Here is an 18,456-nt window from a genome sequence, read left to right as displayed (position 1 = left end):
AGTAAGTCATTTGTCATTCGTCATTTGTCATTTGTCATACTCGCTTCCGAAAAGAAGCAAGTTACCTTTATGTAAGGATTTGAGGAATATTTTATTGATGAGCTTCACACCCGGAAACCGTAGGGGCGCACGTCTGTCATTGGTGTCAACTTAAGGTGAAAGCTCGGTTGAGCAAGGGTGTCGGGTGTCGGGTGTCGGGTGTCGGGTGTCGGGTGTCAGGATGGAATTGTCTGTTGTCGGCTTAAAAACCTCACACCTACCACCATTCACCTCACCTATTCATCCACAATGTTTTTTTCAAACAGGCTCCGTTTAATACATAGTGAGCCAAAATTGCTCGCTTTCCCCCACACCCCACACCCCATACCCCACACCCAGTATCCTATCGTGGGTAATGTGGCTTAAGTTGACACCCATGCTCTACATGGCTCCCCCATCACCCCATCACACAAATCTACCCTTCGCCGCCTTGGATTTTGAGTAACAAAAATCCCAAACCCATACCCACGAGAATTAGGGTAAAGGATAGTACAGCAGCATTGAAAATTTCAGCGTTCATGTGTTATCTCCTCTGGCGATCGCTAAACAGGCTTTAAGTTATAAGATTATCGCGATTGGGTTGAAATCCAAAATGAAAACTGAGAAATATTTGTTTACACAACCGCACCATCCACCCCAAGGGCGTCCTCGTTTAGCTGTCACCTTGGGTGATCCGGCTGGAATTGGTGCGGAGGTGGTGCTGAAGGCGTTGGCAGATGAGCAGATAACTCAAGATGCTCAAATAACGGTTATTGGTAGTCGCTCGTTATTACAGACAGCGTATGATCAACTGCGGCACACCGTAGACAGTACCACACCTCTAGCTGAACCGGATAATCTATCCATTTTAGATCTTCCCTTAGACGCCTCAACCGAACGTCAGATTACGCTGGGACAGGGAAATGCAGCCAGTGGGGACGCCAGTTTTGCTTACTTGAAACGTGCGATCGCGCAAACGTTGGCGGGTGAGTTTGAGGGAATTGTTACCGCGCCGATTGCCAAGTCATTCTGGAAAGCCGCCGGACATGACTATCCCGGTCAAACTGAAGTGTTAGCACAGGCGGCTGGTGTAGAGCGATTCGGGATGCTATTCGTCGCGCGATCGCCTCATACCGGGTGGCTATTGCGAACCCTGTTAGCCACAACCCATATTCCCTTGCATCAAGTCCCCCATACCTTAACCCCAGACTTGATGAGAAAAAAACTGGATTTACTGGTGGAATGCTTACGGCTGGAGTTTGGGATAGAAACCCCTCGCATTGCCATTTCTGGCTTAAATCCCCACAGTGGCGAACAGGGACAATTAGGGAGTGAGGAAAAAGACTGGTTGATTCCCTGGCTCGAACAGGAACGACAGCAACGTCCTCAGCTAAAATTGGATGGACCTGTACCACCGGATACCCTTTGGGTAAAAGCGGGTCAAGCTTGGTACAGTAATCCCGCTATCCCCAATCTCCCCGATGCGTATTTGGCGCTTTACCATGACCAAGGTTTAATTCCAGTTAAATTGATGGCATTTGACCGAGCGATTAACACCACAATTGGTCTACCGTTTGTGCGAACCTCTCCGGATCACGGTACGGCTTATGATATTGCAGGTCAGGGGATTGCTAATGCTACCAGTATGAAAGCCGCGATTCAATTAGCGGCACAATTAGTGCGACACAAGCAATTGTTGTAGGGGCGGGTTTTAAATCGGAACTACCCCCTTTACTGGGTGTCGGGTGTCGGGTGTCGGGTGTGGGGTGTCGGGTGTGGGGTGTCGGGTGTGGGGTGTCGGGTGTCGGGTGTGGGGTGTCGGGCTGAAGGGGTGTCGGGTGTCGGGTGTGGGGTGTCGGGTGTCGGGTGTGGGGTGTCGGGTGTTGGGTTTCGGGCTGAAGGCGTGACAAGCGGTCTAAAAGCTTTTCAAATCGGGCTTTGAGCGACATTAGTATCTCCAAAGATGAAGCCTTATTGACAGATGAAGACCACAGCCATGAGATACATTCAAGCGAAGCGTTGCGCGGGGGGTATGGGGGAGCTGACAGGTGTAGGTTTTTTACTGTGCGGTTGGGGCAAGACAAGGAGGGCAAGGGGGACAAAAGGACAAGGGAGGAAAACCGTACAGAATCTTGTTCGGTCAAGCTAACTTCTAAAAGCCGAAACGCCCGATTTTTCGTTCTCACTCTTCCTTGTCTACTGGTCTACCTGTCTACCTTGTCTTACCTAAACCTCAATCTTAAAAAACCTACCCTTGTGAGGTCTGGGGGGCTGGTCCCCCAGATAAAACTGCTATCTTTGACCCTATCTGTGACAAGAAGAAATTGTCGGGTGTCGGGTGTTGGGTGTCGGGAATAGCAGCCAAGGAATAAAGGGGCTAAACCGCCCTGCCCAACCATCAAAACTCACCATATTCTATTTATTCTGTCAAGATGTAATTCCTAGAAACTAGATGTTAGCGTAGTGGAGCTAGTCTCTCTTTTTCCGAACAGTCACAGGATAGCAGTAGGATCAAGCCGAGTAAGTAATGATAGAACACGACCTGAATAGCGATCGCTCCTTAGTTTTAGAAACAGCATGGCAGCGATATGCCCAGCTTAAAACCCAAGCTGCAATCACTTATAGACAATATTTGAGTCTTCGGGGTGGATCAATTTTGCTCAGTGCGATCGCCACATTCCTAGCGGTGGTTATCGCCAGTACAGATAGGCAACTCCTCGCCGCCCCACCGGGACGAATCTTAATCATTGGTTTAGTTTTAGTTCCGATTATCAATGTGATCGTTTTGGCGATTAGTCGCAACCTGCAACAAGGACAGTATTGGCACATTCTTAATGCTGGTGCTGAGGAAATTCGCAAAACGATCTATCTGTATCGGACATTGCTACCCGGACAAGAAAATCGTCATCAATGGTTGAATGAAAGAGTTACATCGATTCAACGCCAAGTATTTGATAGTATTGGCAGTGATTTAGTGCTGCAACCTTATACAGGGAATCTTCCCCCGGATGCGATGGGCAAATACCCAAGTCGTGATCCGGGTTTTAGTGATTTACTGCCCCCAGATTACTTGCATTATCGCTTAGAAGCGCAACTGCAACGGTATACCCAAGAACTCGCCCAACTCAACACCACTCGCAACCGCTTACAAATTGCCATGTTCAGTTTAGCTGGATTGAGTGCATTGTTACCCGTGTTGGGCGTCAATGTCGGTGTCTGGGTGGCGTTTACCCTCTTCTTGGCAACAGCATTCAGCCTGTGGCTAGAACTAGGACGAATCGACGATCGCGTGAATGCGAATAACCAACTCATTTTAGCTCTCAACATGATTCGCGATCGCTGGCAAAGTTTAACCGCCAAAGAACGGACGGGTGAGGAATTTTTTCAGCTCGTGCTGGCGACAGAAAATACACTCTGGAATTACTATAGTCAACCAATTTCCGAACGGCGGCAAATTGCCACCCCCTGGCTGGAGCCGAGTGATGATTTACTCACAGAAGCGCTCAAACATCCCGCGCCAAAACTCATTGAACCCGTTGTCGAACACCAAGAAACATCAAACAAAGTTGAAACCCTAGCCGTTGCCGCCCAAACCCCCAAAGAAACGGTAACGTTGGAGGTAGTAAAAAAAGTTGAAGAACCTCCTCAGAAACCGCCGAAAAAAGGATTACCTCATGCCTTTGTGGTCATGCCATTTGGACGAAAAAAAGGACCCGATGGGCTTTGGATTGACTTTAACAGCATTTATCGAAACTTAATTAAGCCAGCCTTAGAAGAGGCAGGATTTGAGTCATTTCGTGCCGATGAAGAAATGGTTAGCGGCGATATTTTGACGGATATGTTTCAGGAGCTATTGCTCGCTGACCTAGTTTTGGCAGATTTAAGCATTGATAATGCCAACGTGTTTTACGAGTTAGGCATTCGCCACGCCCTGCGGAAGCGCGGCTTGATTCACATCCAATGTGGTCGATCTTACATGCCTTACGACATTTTCAATGTCCGGACTCTGCCTTATCACTGTGATGATAGCGGTTGTCCTGACCCCGAGTATTTACACAAAGACAAGCAGGCGATCGTGAAAATGGCGCGTGCCACCTGGGAGTCGGACAAAAACCGCATTCATAGCCCAATTTTCAGTATTTTAACCGGACTGGATGAACCCGATCGCAAGTCCTTGCAAACACCCCTGGCAACCGGATACTGGCAGGAATACAGAGAATGGCAAGAGCGGGTGGTGCTTGCCCAGCGACAAAAGCGGATTGGGGATGTCTTGTTATTAACCGAAGAGGTGAGTAATCCCCTAATTAAAGAAGAAGCCCTGGCTGAAGCGGGGAAAGCCCTAAAAAATCTGGGAAATCATGCCCTAGCGCTCAAAGAATATCGCCAAGGCTTGAAAATCAATTCCAAAAATTCTGAGTTTCGCAAAGAAGAAGCATTTCACCTCAGCCGCTTAAAGCAATTTGATGAAGGGATTGTCAAATTAGAGTCATTGCTCCAAGATGAACCGACTAACATTGATGCGCTCTGTTACTTAGCTCGCATTTACAAAGAAATGTGGCGCAATGAATGGAAAGAAATCCCCAATGAGCCGGAGCGGTTGAGTACTGCCTATGATGCCGCTCACTTACTCAAAAAAGCCGTTGATACCTATCTCAAAGCCTATCGCCTGGATCACAATCACTATTATGCTGGGATTAATGCCCTAACCTTATTAGTCCTTCTCGATCATTTAGTCCAGCATTGTGACATCGATAGTGATGCCGAAGGAGAAGCCCTGCGGCAACAGTTACCCAATCTCAAAGGGGCGGTTCAATTCTGCCTGGAAAGTGCCGTTAAGACCAATGAAAATGATGCCTGGGCGTATGTTTCCCTAGGAGATTTAGCGGTATTGGCAGCCGACGATCCGAAACAGGTAATGCGAGCCTATAAAAAGGCGCTAACGCTACTCTGGAACAATAAATTTGCCCTAGAAGCCACCCTGGATCAACTGGAACTTTTGGCGGCACTTTCTTTCCGCCCGGAGTATGTACAAGCAGGACAAGTGGTAATCCAAGGAGAACTCGACCGACTGAACAATCAAACGGCAATAACAGCGGATGAGAGCGAACCAGAACCCACACAAGTGATCCTCTTTTCCGGTCACATGATTGATAGTCCGACACGGGAGCAACCGCGTTTTCCCGCTGCCATGGAAAATGAGGCGCGGCAAAAAATTGAGGAGACTCTGGATAAGTTAAATCCCAGTACCAATTGCTTGGCAATTGCTCCCGGTGCCGCTTGTGGCGGTGATATTTTGTTTATCGAAGCCTGCTTAAAGCGGAATATGAAGGTGGAGGTATTTCTGCCCTTTGCCCCAGCTCAGTTTATTCTCGAATCCGTTAGTTTTGCTGGGGATAACTGGGTATCCCGTTTCTATACAATTCAGAATCACCCCAATGTGTCGTTTAATCTGCAACCAGAACGATTGGGAGACGTGCCGATAGGGGATAATGCCTTCGAGCGCAATAATCGCTGGGCGTTGTATTCCACCCTCATGTATGGCATTGATCGCGTGCGACTGATTGTTCTGTGGAACGGTAAAGGCGGTGACGCGCCCGGCGGTACAGGTGACATGGTTCACCAGGTACGCCACTTAGGAGGTGTGGTTGAGCATATTGATACCACCAAGTTTGAGTACTGGAAAACGAGGACGGAGGTTTTAGCCAGTTAAATAAATGTAGAGACGTTGCATGCAACGTCTCTACCGGTTGATTTTCCGACCATCTTGAGCAAGAATCAGGTTCACCGCCGCTAGTTTTGCAGAAAATTGAAAAAATTAGTGCGACTTGTTCGTGAAATAACCAAACAACTGGGAATACTAAATAGAGGAAAAAGCCGTGAAGCTCAGGTTAACCCGTTCACTGGAGTAACCTATCCTTGTTGCTCTTAAGGATTGAGGTGGCTTAATCTTAAGATTATTGTCCTCGATGACATGGTTAAACTGATGGTTAAAATATTCTCTCTCTAGAGTCAATTCAATGAAAAACTCCTGTACTTTAACCTTTAACAATAACCTCTCCGCCCATGTTGTTCAAGTCCACAGTCCCACCGCGTTGGCGGCGGCTTTGCACCAGCTTGGTCTTGACCAACCCCGTCCTACCCTGGCGTTAGTGGGTGGAGCGAGTAAGATTAGTGAGTCTGACAAAAATGATTTGCGACGCATTTTTCTCGAAGTGATTGCGCCTCTGGCTGAACAACTGGGAGTGGTGGTTGTCGATGGGGGGACGGATGCGGGGATTATGCAATTTATTGGTCAAGCGCGGACAAGGATTCGTGGGACATTCCCATTACTTGGTGTCGCCGCGATTGGCACGGTTATACTTCCTGGTGTTAAAAGCATGAATGCTGATGCGGCGATGCTAGAGCCAAATCACACCCACTTTGTCTTAGTTCCAGGCTGCAATTGGGGAGATGAATCCCCCTGGTTATCTGAGATTGGTAGTCATTTAGCTAAGGGGTTACCTTCGGTTACGATTGTGGTGAATGGTGGTGAGATTACCTGGCAGGATGTGGCGCAAAGTGTGAAAGCTAAGCGACCTGCGATTGTCTTAGCCGGGAGTGGACGAACGGCTGATAAATTGGCAGCTGCCTTGCAGGGAGAGGTAACCGATGAGCGAGCCACAGATTTAGTGGCATCGGGACTTTTGCACGCTATTGATGTGAGTAAAGATGCAGCAGCACTGGCTCATCTGATTGCACAGATGCTTTCGTGACCTGCGGATGTGTTGCCCGAATAAATTGTCTCCAAATAAGGGGGGAATAAGCGTTGACATTGATTCGGTGAAATCGGAGGTTTTAAAATAAGTGTAATTCGGAGATTGATGCTAATTTTTTTTTTATGACATAATAAAAATTAAGTTGATTGAGACGTATACCGCTGATCCGGTTTGAGCGTTGCATGAAGCGTTTGTTGCTCAAACTAAATTATTCATTGGGTCATTTTATAATGTCTTAAGCCCACCTTTGTTATATAGACTCTTGCAGATCAAGGCATAGAACGTGGCAAAAAAGAACTCTTACAGTCAATATCTTAGGCAACACCTGAGTAACTTAATCGAGCAGACGGACTTGCCCCCCTTGAAAAAGGACTTTATGAAAGCCCGCTGGTTGGATCAAGTGCTGTGGCTGGAAGGACGGGCAACCAAGGAACGCGATCGCCATCACTCTTTGAGGTTACTAACGATTATTGGTGGTGTTATTGTTCCCGCCATGGTGGGATTCAAAAGCCCGAATCCTAAAATCCAGGAAATTGTCGGCTGGAGTGCGTTTGGGTTGAGTCAAGCGGTAGCCGTTTCCGCCGCCGTGGAAGAATTTTTCGCTCACGGGGAAAAATATAAGCAATTCCGCAATACAGCCGAAAGTATGAAAATTGAGGGCTGGCAATTCTTGCAAATGGCTGGACCCTACAGTCAGTTTGAATCCCACGACGATGCTTATGCCACCTTTGCCTATCACGTTGAGCAGCTAATTCAGAAAGACGTGCAGGGTTTTGTCGCTCAGTTTGAAGAAAAAGAAAAGAAGAGCAAGGAAAAGACAGAAGAAACAGTGGCTCAAAATTCTGCTCTAGCCCTAGAAAATCTCAACCAGCAAATGGAGTATCAGGAGCAATTGCGGCGACTTGAAGCGGAGAAACGCCGCTTGCGAGAAGAGAAAGAGCGTTTTGAAAATGAGCGTTCAGCGCCGCTGGAACCTGCGGAAAACAATGGGGAAGATGTGCAGACTACCCCGGTTACTCTCGAAGACTTGCCCACCCTAGGTGCCGCCGCAATGGCTTGGTTTGAAGAAGAAGAACCCGAAGAACCCAAAAAACAAGCATCAATGAATGGTCAAGGAAATAGTGAGTCGGCTAAACCCGCTGTACCGCAACTGATTACACCCGAACAAGCGTCCAAAATAATGGATTGTCCCCTAGCCGATAGCCAGAAATATTTACCTGGAGTATTGGAGGCACTGCAAGACTATGACATTTTGGATAAGCAGGTGCTAATTGGTTTACTGGCAACGGTGCGAGTGGAAACCAACGGGTTTAAGCCCATTAATGAGTTTGGTGGACCAAAATATTTCACCAAACATTATGAAGGACGCCGTGATTTAGGGAATGTGAAGCCAGGGGATGGGGCGAAGTATCACGGTAGAGGCTACATTCAGATTACAGGGAGAGCCAATTATCGCACGTATGGGCAAAAATTGGGGGTTGATTTGGAGAATAATCCTGAATTAGCTCTAGACCCGGAAATTTCTGCTAAGATACTAGCTTGTTACTTCAAAGATAGAGGGGTCGCCACTGCCGCAAAAGTGGGAGATTGGCGTAAAGTCAGAAAATTGGTGAATGGCGGCTATAACGGTTGGGATGTTTTTTCTAAGTATGTTGAGAAAGGTAAGGCGGTAATTGGTTAAGGTATGGAACCCACAGAAGAAGTTTTTTTTCAAGTTCAGGAACTCAAGGAAGCGATTCAGGAACTTAAAGAGCAGATCAAAGAAATGCAATCGATAAATGAGGTGCAGCAAGAGTCAATTACGTCTTTAATTGCTTTATCTCAGAAGCAAACCACGGTAATTGAACAACAAACCTCTGTGATTCAGCAATTGGTGAGTCGGTAAGGGAAAGATAAGTAGGTGGACATAATTAAAGTGAACGGTGGAGATCGTCATTCGTCATTCGTCATTCGTCATTCGTCATTTGTCATTTGTCATTTGTCAAAACCCTTGATAGTAGTAGGCTGGCAAGCTTAAAGTTGTGGGTAAAATTTTTCTGGATCGCTACTCTCATAAGGGTTCCTTGAAAATACTTGACCACTGTTTTAAGCTTGCCAAGCTAGTAGGGTGGGCAATGCCCACCAGCCTTAGCTTAATGCAATACTCTGACTAGCTCCTTAATTTTGGCAGACTGCCGATCCTTGAATTGCTCAGGGAAACTTAATTCTAGCGCAATTTTTTTCGGCGAAGAACTACTGCTATCGCCTGGAACCAGAATTTCTAATGAGAGAATTTGGGTTAAAAATCGCTCCCGGGATTGGCTCATGGCGTCTTGACTTAACAGCAAGCCCACTAAGGGTTTTTCTTGCTGCATTTTCTTTAAATTATCAGATTTAAGTAATTTAGCATTCGATGTAATAGAATCATCGAGTTCTAATCGCAAACTTGTCGCCCCAATTGCGGTCACTGTTGCCAAATAAAAGTCCCCTTCCCAAAACAATTGAGCTGAAGCTTGAACCCGTTTGCGGACTTTTCCTGCCCCTTTCTCCACGTTAAATTCCTGGAAGGCACGAAAAAGACCTGTAGCCAAAAATCCTAAGGACTGCAACGGTTTATCCACATATTCCCGTGTTTGTGAATACCATTCCTTCACATCAGAATACGTCACCAAGGTTAAATTATCTCGCTGGGCTTGGGTGACATTAATAAACTTAACCGCCAATTCCATTTGATGCTCATTGACCGACTTTGCCACCACAATCTGAGCCTCCATAATCACCCTTGCGCCATAATCGCCCACTAATTCAACTTCAATTTCATCGGGTAAGTTGGGTTGACCTTCAACTTCTAAGATCATTCGAGTTCCGGTTTCCGAAACATCCAGAGTCACGCCACTCCAACTTTTGTCATAGCTGTAAACCGTTGCCCCCAGGCGTCGCCGTAAGCGGTGGGCGGTGCGTTCTTGGGGTTGTTCAAAGGCAACCAGTAATGCTGCCATTAATAAAACCATGTTAAAGATACACCACAAGGCGTTAACCAAAACCGCTTCTGTATCCTCTGGACGCAGGATCAACCAAAAGGGAACTGACCCTAACGCCAGCAGCACAAAAGCTGTTACACCTAAGAGACCCCGTACAGACTGCCAATCAAAGTTTGATAAGCTAAATTCCCGTTTAACCAGGGTCATGTCTTTGTCTGTGACGTTAAAAGAACCCAAATTGGGATTAATTAACGCCATCGTTGTCACATACCCCGCCTGGAATGCCATGACAAATTCAAAAATTTCATTCCAGAAGGAAAAGCGCACATGCTTATAAATAATGTAGTTAGCATTGAGGGACAGGAGGATATGGGGGAATGCATACGCCAAGGTTTCTAATCCCAAACCCTGAATCGGGTTGATTCTAAACAATAAGAACAGAGTCGGCGCGAGGGCATAGATGAGTCGGGGATAGCCGTAGAAGAAGTGAGACGTGGCACTGAAATAGCAAATCCGCTGGGGAATCGTCAAATTTAGCTTACGGTTAAACACGGGATTTTCAATCCGCAGAATCTGCGCCATACCTCGCGCCCACCGGACTTGCTGACCCACATAGGAGGAAAAGTTCTCCGGGGCGAGACCCGCAATCATGATTTTGTCGTAGTAAATCGACTTATATCCCAGAGAATGGAGTCGGAATGCCGTGTGACAATCTTCAGTCACCGTTTCCGTAGCAATCCCACCCACTTGTAGGGCATATTCTTTACGAATTACCGCTGCTGAACCACAGAAAAAAGCCGCATTCCAAAAATCATTCCCTTTTTGCAGTACCTTATAAAACAGTTCATTGCCAACCGGAATTCTGCCATCTGTACGCAAATTTCGCTCAAATGGATCTGGGTTAAAAAACCAGTGGGGTGTTTGCACAAATGCGACTTTTGGATCAAAAAAGAAGCCGGCGGTATCTTTAAGAAAATCTCGCAGCGGAATATGGTCACAGTCCAGAATCATCACCAAATCGCCCTTCGTGCGGCGAAACGCGGTATTAATATTCCCCGCTTTGGCATGTTCGTTACTATCCCGCGTCATCATGATGCAGCCGACTTCCTCGCACATTTTCCGCAATCTTTCGCGACGGGCTTTATATTTTTCGGCTCGACCATCATCTAAAACATACACTTTTTTTTTGTCTTCCGGATAGTCGATTGCCATGGCACCGATTGCCGTTTTGCGGACAATTTCCACGTCTTCGTTGTAGGTGGGAATATAGATATCTACCTTGGGCCACTGGTCTTGCGGATATGCCGACAAATCGACAGGTTCACGGTCTTGAATATGTAAGGTTTGAACATACGCCAGAACGAGCGTCAGGATGGCATACAGTTCAGCGATCAACAGCAGTACACAAAATAAGCCATTGAGAAAGCTATCAAAATTGAGCGTGTAGTTGAGGCGATAGTAGAGATAGCGGGCAGTAGTCACTAAACTCAACCACACTAAAAATAAGTGGTAGTACTCACTAATTTGTTTATCGGAAACTCGGGTTTCCGCCCGCACAACCACTTGACCGATCGCCAAAAGCAAAACGGCGACAACACCCTGCTGCCAAACCTTGAGCGGGGTAATGACGAGGGGAATCGAGATCACCAGAAGAAACAGAACCAGCCATTTCAAATGGCTTAAACCAATGGGTTCTAGTGAGCGATCAAAAAACCGAGGCAGAACATCAACTAGCCAGTCAGTGGCGAAGGGGCGTTGAGGACGAAATCGCTGGAATTTAGACGAAAACGAGGACATATCAACGGTAGGGGTTAGTGAACAAGAAGGTAGAAGGCTGGGGGAGCTGGGGGAGCTGGGGAAGCTGGGGAAGCTGGGGGAGAATGACCAATAACTAATGACTCTTTTGATCACTAAGCCGCTTGAGATAGAACTGAGAAATCCCGTACAGCAAAAGCGCGATCGCGAAAATGCCAGCCGGTAAAAAGAACCAGTTGTCTTGAATAAAGCGTGACACCTTACTCAACACTCCGGTATTTTCAATCCGACTCGTTGAGGGCGCACGTTCTAAGAATTCCAATGTGTAGGCATCCGGGTCATAGCTAGCCGCATCTTGCTGATTGCTGCTGATCAGTACCGTGTCTTCCTGGAGTTGGAAGAACCAGGGATCTTTGCTAATCACCTGCCGCACTCGTTCTAACCCATTCGCCGTCTGTGCAGTTAGCGCCAACAGTACCCGTTCCTTGTTCTCTGGCGACATGATTTCCTTAATCATGCCTTCGTTATCCGGTAAGGCTTGAATGCTGCCTTGATTCCACTGGCGAGAAAAAGCATCCTGTAAGCGGAAACCACTGCCATCAAACACCTCTGGGAAGGGAAATTGCTCTCTGGTACCAATTCCCACCAAATGGTGTCCCTCGCGGACTTCAGCCGGCAACGTTGTCGTTGTATAGGCATCCAGATTGACCGAATCTGCCTTACTCAGTCGTCCCAGACGTTCGCTAACTGTTAACAGCGTCAGCAAATCCGTATTACTCGGAGAATCCGGCACCACAATCGCGGTTCTGGACAAATCCTGGGGTGCAGCAAAGGGATAACCTTCCTGGAACAGTCCTAAATCGGGGAGTTGTACCGATTGTTGGCGGTTCAGGTTGAAGCTAGTGTCTGCATGGAGGGTTCCCGTCAATTGTTGGTCGGTGACTTTACCACATACACCCGGTTCTCTGGCATTGAGTCGGAATGCCACTTCCAGTTGGGAATCAGGCTTGATTAAATGCGGGGGCAAATCCACTTTTAATCGTTTTCGGGTAGCGCCGTCTTCTGAGGTCAATCGCGCCCCACCGATAAACGTGCCATCCAGTAGGACTTCTACCGCCGAGGTACGGGGATTGATTTGTGGACTATAGCTATAACGCAGGGTCATAGAACTCCCCCGCGTAAATTGGTCATCCGGCAAAGCGCGAAAATCAATTGGAATCGGGGGCGCCGCTGACCCACGTACTGTGATGTCTTGGAACGGATCACCGTTTTCTTTGGTTTTAATTTCGCTGAGGGTAAAGGAATTTTCTTCCGGTAAATAACCGGGCCAATTCCGGAGTGATGGTGTGTCTACCTGTTTGAGACTATCCACTAATACAGCTTGACCTGTGCCAAATTTACGGCTGTCAGGCTGGACTAAAAACTGGGCAGCTTTGGCAACACCGTCAGCCCCATTGCCTGTCACCACTAAAACGGGAACCCCCCCATCTAAGGTTGTGGTCATCATTAAGATACCTACGTCACTGGGTAAAGCGACTTGGTTTCCATCTAAAATTTGGTTGCCACTGATGCTAAAGGGCAAATCCAAATCCTCTAACCCCGGTTGTTCAGCGGGTGTGCCAATAACGACCAACCGTTGACCCCACTCTATATCCTCTAAATCGTTAATGATTTCCGTATCAATGGGACGGAATTCTGCCATTCTGCCTAATGCAGCTTGAAAACGAGGGGCGGCGGTTAACCAAGTATCGTTAACCTTAGGCAGAAGATAAGCAATGCGATTGGTATCTAAACTGAGGTTGTCAAAGAAAGGATAGGGATAGCGGCTAAAGTTGAGCGGAATCGGTTGGGGCTGATATTCAAACTGTAATTCTGAATCCGGCAACACTTCAGTCCAAAGCGTGGGGTCACCCGGATCGCTACATTCTTCGTCATTACTTTGTCGGGCGACAATTGTCAGTTCGTTATAGTCCTGAATCAGTCGGGATGGGACGTTGAAGAGAACGCTGCCAACTTCCGATTGTTGGCGGTTGAGGGGGACTGAACCCACACTCGTGCCATTCACTCGGACTGTGAGATTGGAGTCCTTGGCAATCAGGGCGGGTGAATGCTGGAAACGAATTAGGGCTTTAGCCCCTTGGATTTTCCAGCCCCGGGGACGGGTAAAACCGAGTCGAGCTTCAGAATACACACCTCGGAAGCGGAAGCGGTTGCCGACAATGGGAGAGCGATTGAATTGCAGGACGTACTCGCCTGTGGGTAGGGGTTCAGCCTCTGCCGTTTCTTCCTCGCGAGCAGGTGAGGAGGGTGCAGGAGAACGACGTGCGGGTGCAGGTTCTTCAGGTTCGGTTGATGTCGGCGCTGAACGAGTGGGCTGGCTCTGCGGCGGCGGTTGACTAGGTGCAGGCGTTGTTCGCTTGCGTGTTGGTGATGTGGATTTTTTCGGAGGAGCCGCCGGAGCGGGTTTGTAAACAGGTTCCTTTTGGGGCGTGGTGGGTAGGGTATATTCGCGAATTAGCTGATCTTCCTGCTCTTGCAGGTTACTGTCGCTTTGAGCGACGGCAAAGTTGGTAGTGATCACTAGCCCGACGACTAAAACGCTACACAGAAGCAACAATCCGAGTCGCGTTCCTGTAGATACACGGGTGGAGCGCTGACGTCCGCGATGGGTGGAAGGATTTGGAGATTGGGAGTGACGAAACAGGCGTTTCATAGGAGAACTCTTACGGTTGATGGAAATGCCCAGTTAGTATTGCTTGGGAACTAAATTATGCGATTCCAACTATCTGGAATTTGGGAATAAGTAGGTGGGAAAAATTCAAGTTAACGGTGGAGATAGTCATTGGTCATTGGTCATTGGTCATTTGTACGTCGTAAGGGTTTACGGACAAACTTGCCCTAAAGGATGGCAAGCCAGCCACATCGTTGACTAACGAAATCCACTAGAATTAGGCGTGTTTGTAGATAGCATTCCCGCTTCAGTCCAACGAGTAACAGGTTGACTGAACCCGGTCATTTGTAGAAACGGTGGTGACATTTTTCTAGTCCTCTGAATCGGTATTCGACTCGATGCCACCCTGATCTAAGATGCGATTATTCGTGCTTACGAATTTATTCGTAACGGTTTCAAGCCTTGACAGACGTTATCGACCTCTGTATCATTCCCTTATTGCGTTTCTGGAAAACTGATGCTGGGATTGAAAAAATTGCGAATTCTTTACCAGGTCAGGTGATACTAGGGCGATCCAGGCTAGGTTTTGGGTATAGTAAGCAGATTCATCATCCCAAATTCCCTGATTGTATTGTGGTAGAAGTTTACGCTCCAATAGTTGTTCAGCTATAGCCGGATTGATTAAGCGCATAGCTGGGTAAAGCATGGCATATTGGGAGGTGGCATCGTATTTGACCAAAGATTCTCCATCGAGGTTAATTCGAGCAGGCAAGCGAGAGGACGATTGCCATTGATCTTCAAGGTATTGGGTTGCTGTTTCCAGATAATTTAATGCCTCCGTCGATTGAAACCATTCGGCATCCCAAGCAATTCGCCACCAGACGCGATACGCATCAAAGCTATAGACGCTTTTCAATTTGCTTTGTGGGGGTATGGACTGAAATTGATTGGTCTGTAAATCCAAAGCAATCCAGTCACTCGGTAACCCAACCGCCGAAACTTTAGAGGAGTTTTCCAAGACGTAGTAGCTACTGTCTATCAAACTCAGCCAGTCTCGTTCGGGATCAACCTGAGCAAACAGGCGAAACGCATAAGGGGCGAGATAGGAGGGATTCAGATAAATCGTCGATGGCGACGGGACAAAGGCTTCCTTGGGTCCAGGAAGGAGATAACGCTTGCCATCGGGTCCAGCGATGGTGGAGTATTCCCACAAATCGCGCAACTTGATTCGCGCTAACTCTAAATATTCCGGGCGATTCCAGCGGCGGTATGCCCAAATTAATGCGGTAATCGCATCAATATCAGCATCGCTGGCAAAATTTCGATCAATGGCACCCCAATTGCCCTCGTCATCTTGACCCCACAGCCAAACCCAAAGATTGTCTTCAGGTTCACCTGTTTCTGTGAGTCGATGCAGGTTATCTTCTGCCCACTCTAAGGTGAGGGCAAATGTGGTTGGGTCATTAATCAATACAGCCCTGAGCATAGCGTAGGCTTGTCCTTCTGAGGTGGAGCGATCGCTCGCTTCGTAGTCGATTACTCGTCCGTCCTCTTGAATGAATTGTTGTCTGTAGATGACCCAGCTTTGTTCGAGTATATCCTGGATAGGCGGCGATGGGGATAAAACGGGAAAATCAGCCACGGGGGAAGCCGTTACTGAGGGTTGGGAAGGGGATACAGACGCTTCCGGCTGTTCAGGTTCGGAGAATTCGATGGACACACAACTGGTGAGATTCAACAGCAGTAACATAGCGCTTGTAGTCATGCTTGTAGTCAGCGCTTTAGCGCTTCTGGCACTAAAGTGCCTACTACGAACCCAGTGATTTGTCCTTTGTCCTTTGTCCTTTGTCATTTGTCAGGGAATAGGGAATGGGGAATGGGGAATGGGGAATGGGGAATAACGCGCCAAACTAGAACCGTTCCCATGGGGGTTGAAATCCTCGTCGTTGTAAAAAGTCTTCCTGAATTTGTTGCATTTGATTTGATAATTCTGGATCTAACGTTCCTCCTTGTTGAAGTTGTTCGACTTGCATCGCTTCCAAATCCGCTAAGGCTTCAAGCTGATAGTCTTGAACTCGTTTCAGTCCAATCATTGCTTGGCGAATTCCTTGATCATTCGGGTCAAGGGCTAAGGCTTGGGAATAAAGATTTCTGGCTTCATCTAATCGTCGTTGTTGAAATCGAACTCCAGCTAGAGCTGATAATGCCTCTTGATTAGCTGGTTGGGCAGATAAAATTAACTGATAGGCTTGTTCGGCGAGTTCTAAATCATCGATCGCTTGACCAATTTGTCCTTGTAAGAAGTAGTTGCGGATGTTGGTGGGATCGCGGGCGACTAATTGCGCGACTCTAACTCTGGCTTGTTCTGGACTGCGTTGGGCGATAAGCTGAATTGAGCGGATTTGTACAGGCAAATTCGTTGGATCAAGCTGAAGCAGTCTGTTATAAAGTGCCTCCCGTTCAGGAGATGGCGGTAATGATCCCACCAACGTAAATAGTTCTGGCGGCGCACTGGTGGCGGGTTGAGTCTGTAGCCAGTAATTGAGAACCGCTTGGGCTTGGGATTCTGAAATCAGATCGGCTTGGTAGGCTAGGTTAGCACGGGCGAGTTGCAGTGTCGTGTCCTGGGGATTACGGGCGATTAACTGGTCAAATACACCGAGGGCTTCCGTGGGACGATTTTGTTGTAGCCGCACATTCGCCAATCCCCGTATCGCCGCGTTGAGAATATCTCGTTCGGCTGGATTACTGGCAATTAAAGCCTGATAACGCTGGGCGCTGGCTTCTAAGTTCCCTTCCCGACGCTCAATTTCTGCCGCTAACAACTGGGGCGCTAAGTCTTCCGCCCCGGCGGGGGTAGCTGCATAAGCGGCTAACGCCTGTCTTGCTCCGGCGAGGTTATCGTTTTCCAATAAAATCTGGGCGATGCGGAAATTTAAGAAGGGAACGTTGACACCAGATTGGATGAGATTGGTGTAAATGGGTAATAATTCCGGTCCTGGGGGTTCAATCCCAGCTAAGGCTTGGGCGATGAGTTGGCGTTCATTGGGATCAGCCGGGAGCGGTTGCAGGGCGCTCAATAGACGGGCTTTGAGTTCGGCTTCAGAAATTAAACCGAGTTCCCGTTCCAAGGCGACTTGTTTAACTAAGAGAGTGCGGTCATTGGGTTGTAAACTTAAGAGTTGCCGATAGAGATTCAGAGCGGTTTGCTGTTGGTTGGGTAGCCCAGCAAATACATCAGCAATTTCCCGCAAGAGTTTGGGTTCGGGATTGGGGGTTTGATCGAGCGCCTGACGATACAAATTCGCGACTTGTTGGGTTAGGGCTTGGTTACCCGTTTGATTACGAATCTCATTCAAGGCTCGTGCTAAGGGTAAAGTCGCATTGGGATTCCCTTGTAGGGGGGTTAAGACATTTAAGGCTTCAGTGGGCTGTTGATTGGCGAGATAGGCTTGGGATAAAGCCGTTCGGGTGAAGATGGCTAATTGGGGATCAGAGAGGAGTTGGGGCGATCGCAGTTGTCCTTCCAGAATCTGGACAGCCGCCGCCGGATTTCCGGTTTCTTGTAAGGCGCGGGCGTAAGCCAGGGCAGGATACCCAGTAATTTGTCCTCCTGTCGCCAGGTAACGGTTAAACAGTTCCAATCCCCGTTCGGGGTTACCGCTATTGGTAAACGTTTCCGCCGCCCCCAGCAAAATATTGGGCGGGGGATTTCCTTGTAGGACAATTTGATAATCCGCCAAAGCTTCAGCAAACCGTTGCTGAAAGCCGTAGAGTTGGGCTCGCAAACCCCGGGCTTCGATATCGTTGGGATTGAGATTCAGCAATGTGGTGAGGGCTTCGATTCCCTGAACTTGCCATTCAGATCGATAGGTACCGAATAGACCCACTGATTTTAAGGCTAATTCATTGGTGGGGTCTTGTGCCAATACTTGTTGATAAGCATTCCAGGCTTGGTCAAGATTCCCCTGTCGTCGATGCGCGATCGCTAACCCTAACTTGGCATCCACCGAATCCGGATAGCGCCGTACCGCTGCCTCAAATGCCGCGATCGCGTCTTGGACTCGTCCCTGACTCAACAGGGAAAAGGCTTCGCGAACGGCTGTGGGTACGGTTTGGGCATGAACAGCCGGGATGGTGTACACCATCGGTGTGCTAATGGCTAATCCAGCTAATCCTAATCCAATGAGTTTAGTCATTTGTCATTTGTCATTTGTCATTTGTCATTTGTCATTTGTCATTTGTCATTTGTCATTCGTCATTCGTCTTATGTAAATTCTCTCCCCTATCTTCCTCA

At 47.9% G+C, this 18,456-nt stretch carries 12 protein-coding genes; 7 read left to right on the top strand and 5 right to left on the bottom strand.

Annotation, left to right across the window (positions count from 1 at the left end; translation table 11 throughout):
* Positions 1-454: 454 nt before the first annotated feature.
* Positions 455-559 carry a cytochrome b6-f complex subunit PetM gene (gene petM, locus RIG66_RS04015; protein ID WP_044210140.1) on the bottom strand — a complete coding sequence of 35 codons (105 nt, stop codon included), beginning with the start codon at positions 557-559 and terminating at the stop codon, positions 455-457.
* Positions 560-631: 72 nt separating this feature from the next.
* Here petM and pdxA point away from each other — a divergent pair, with 72 nt between their 5' ends.
* From pdxA to RIG66_RS03985, 6 genes are all read left to right on the top strand, one after another.
* Positions 632-1,720, top strand: coding sequence for a 4-hydroxythreonine-4-phosphate dehydrogenase PdxA (gene pdxA / locus RIG66_RS04010; RefSeq protein WP_446375438.1), 1,089 nt, complete (start codon positions 632-634; stop codon positions 1,718-1,720).
* A gap of 36 nt (positions 1,721-1,756) precedes the next feature.
* Positions 1,757-1,960: a hypothetical protein gene (locus RIG66_RS04005; RefSeq protein WP_446375432.1), complete on the top strand. Its 204-nt coding sequence runs from the start codon at positions 1,757-1,759 to the stop codon at positions 1,958-1,960.
* Positions 1,961-2,545: 585 nt separating this feature from the next.
* Complete coding sequence (locus RIG66_RS04000) at positions 2,546-5,728, top strand: TRAFs-binding domain-containing protein (protein WP_446375430.1); 3,183 nt, start codon at positions 2,546-2,548, stop codon at positions 5,726-5,728.
* Positions 5,729-6,035: 307 nt separating this feature from the next.
* Positions 6,036-6,770, top strand: a complete 735-nt coding sequence (locus tag RIG66_RS03995; protein WP_446375428.1) for a hypothetical protein — start codon at positions 6,036-6,038, stop codon at positions 6,768-6,770.
* Between the two features lie 379 nt (positions 6,771-7,149).
* On the top strand, positions 7,150-8,454 hold the full coding sequence (locus RIG66_RS03990) for a DUF4231 domain-containing protein (protein WP_446375426.1): 1,305 nt from the start codon (positions 7,150-7,152) through the stop codon (positions 8,452-8,454).
* 3 nt (positions 8,455-8,457) lie between these two features.
* Complete coding sequence (locus tag RIG66_RS03985) at positions 8,458-8,658, top strand: hypothetical protein (protein ID WP_006104757.1); 201 nt, start codon at positions 8,458-8,460, stop codon at positions 8,656-8,658.
* Between the two features lie 247 nt (positions 8,659-8,905).
* Here the strand turns inward: RIG66_RS03985 and RIG66_RS03980 are convergent, their stop codons facing one another.
* Positions 8,906-11,530: a glycosyltransferase family 2 protein gene (locus RIG66_RS03980; protein WP_446375424.1), complete on the bottom strand. Its 2,625-nt coding sequence runs from the start codon at positions 11,528-11,530 to the stop codon at positions 8,906-8,908.
* A gap of 94 nt (positions 11,531-11,624) precedes the next feature.
* The gene (locus tag RIG66_RS03975; RefSeq protein ID WP_446375422.1) at positions 11,625-14,201 is read right to left on the bottom strand and encodes a cellulose biosynthesis cyclic di-GMP-binding regulatory protein BcsB; all 2,577 of its coding nucleotides are present in this window, start codon (positions 14,199-14,201) and stop codon (positions 11,625-11,627) included.
* A gap of 94 nt (positions 14,202-14,295) precedes the next feature.
* Here RIG66_RS03975 and RIG66_RS03970 point away from each other — a divergent pair, with 94 nt between their 5' ends.
* Positions 14,296-14,421 carry a hypothetical protein gene (locus RIG66_RS03970; RefSeq protein WP_446375420.1) on the top strand — a complete coding sequence of 42 codons (126 nt, stop codon included), beginning with the start codon at positions 14,296-14,298 and terminating at the stop codon, positions 14,419-14,421.
* Positions 14,422-14,646: 225 nt separating this feature from the next.
* Here RIG66_RS03970 and RIG66_RS03965 read toward each other — a convergent pair whose 3' ends face one another.
* Entirely contained in the window at positions 14,647-15,924 is a 1,278-nt protein-coding gene (locus tag RIG66_RS03965; protein WP_446375418.1) for a glycosyl hydrolase family 8, read from the bottom strand.
* Between the two features lie 145 nt (positions 15,925-16,069).
* On the bottom strand, positions 16,070-18,358 hold the full coding sequence (locus RIG66_RS03960) for a tetratricopeptide repeat protein (protein ID WP_446375416.1): 2,289 nt from the start codon (positions 18,356-18,358) through the stop codon (positions 16,070-16,072).
* Positions 18,359-18,456 lie beyond the last annotated feature (98 nt).

Origin of the sequence: Coleofasciculus sp. E2-BRE-01 (genome assembly GCF_040221695.1) — a bacterium.
GTDB lineage: Bacteria > Cyanobacteriota > Cyanobacteriia > Cyanobacteriales > Coleofasciculaceae > Coleofasciculus.
This window is presented reverse-complemented; position numbering and strand designations above follow the sequence as displayed.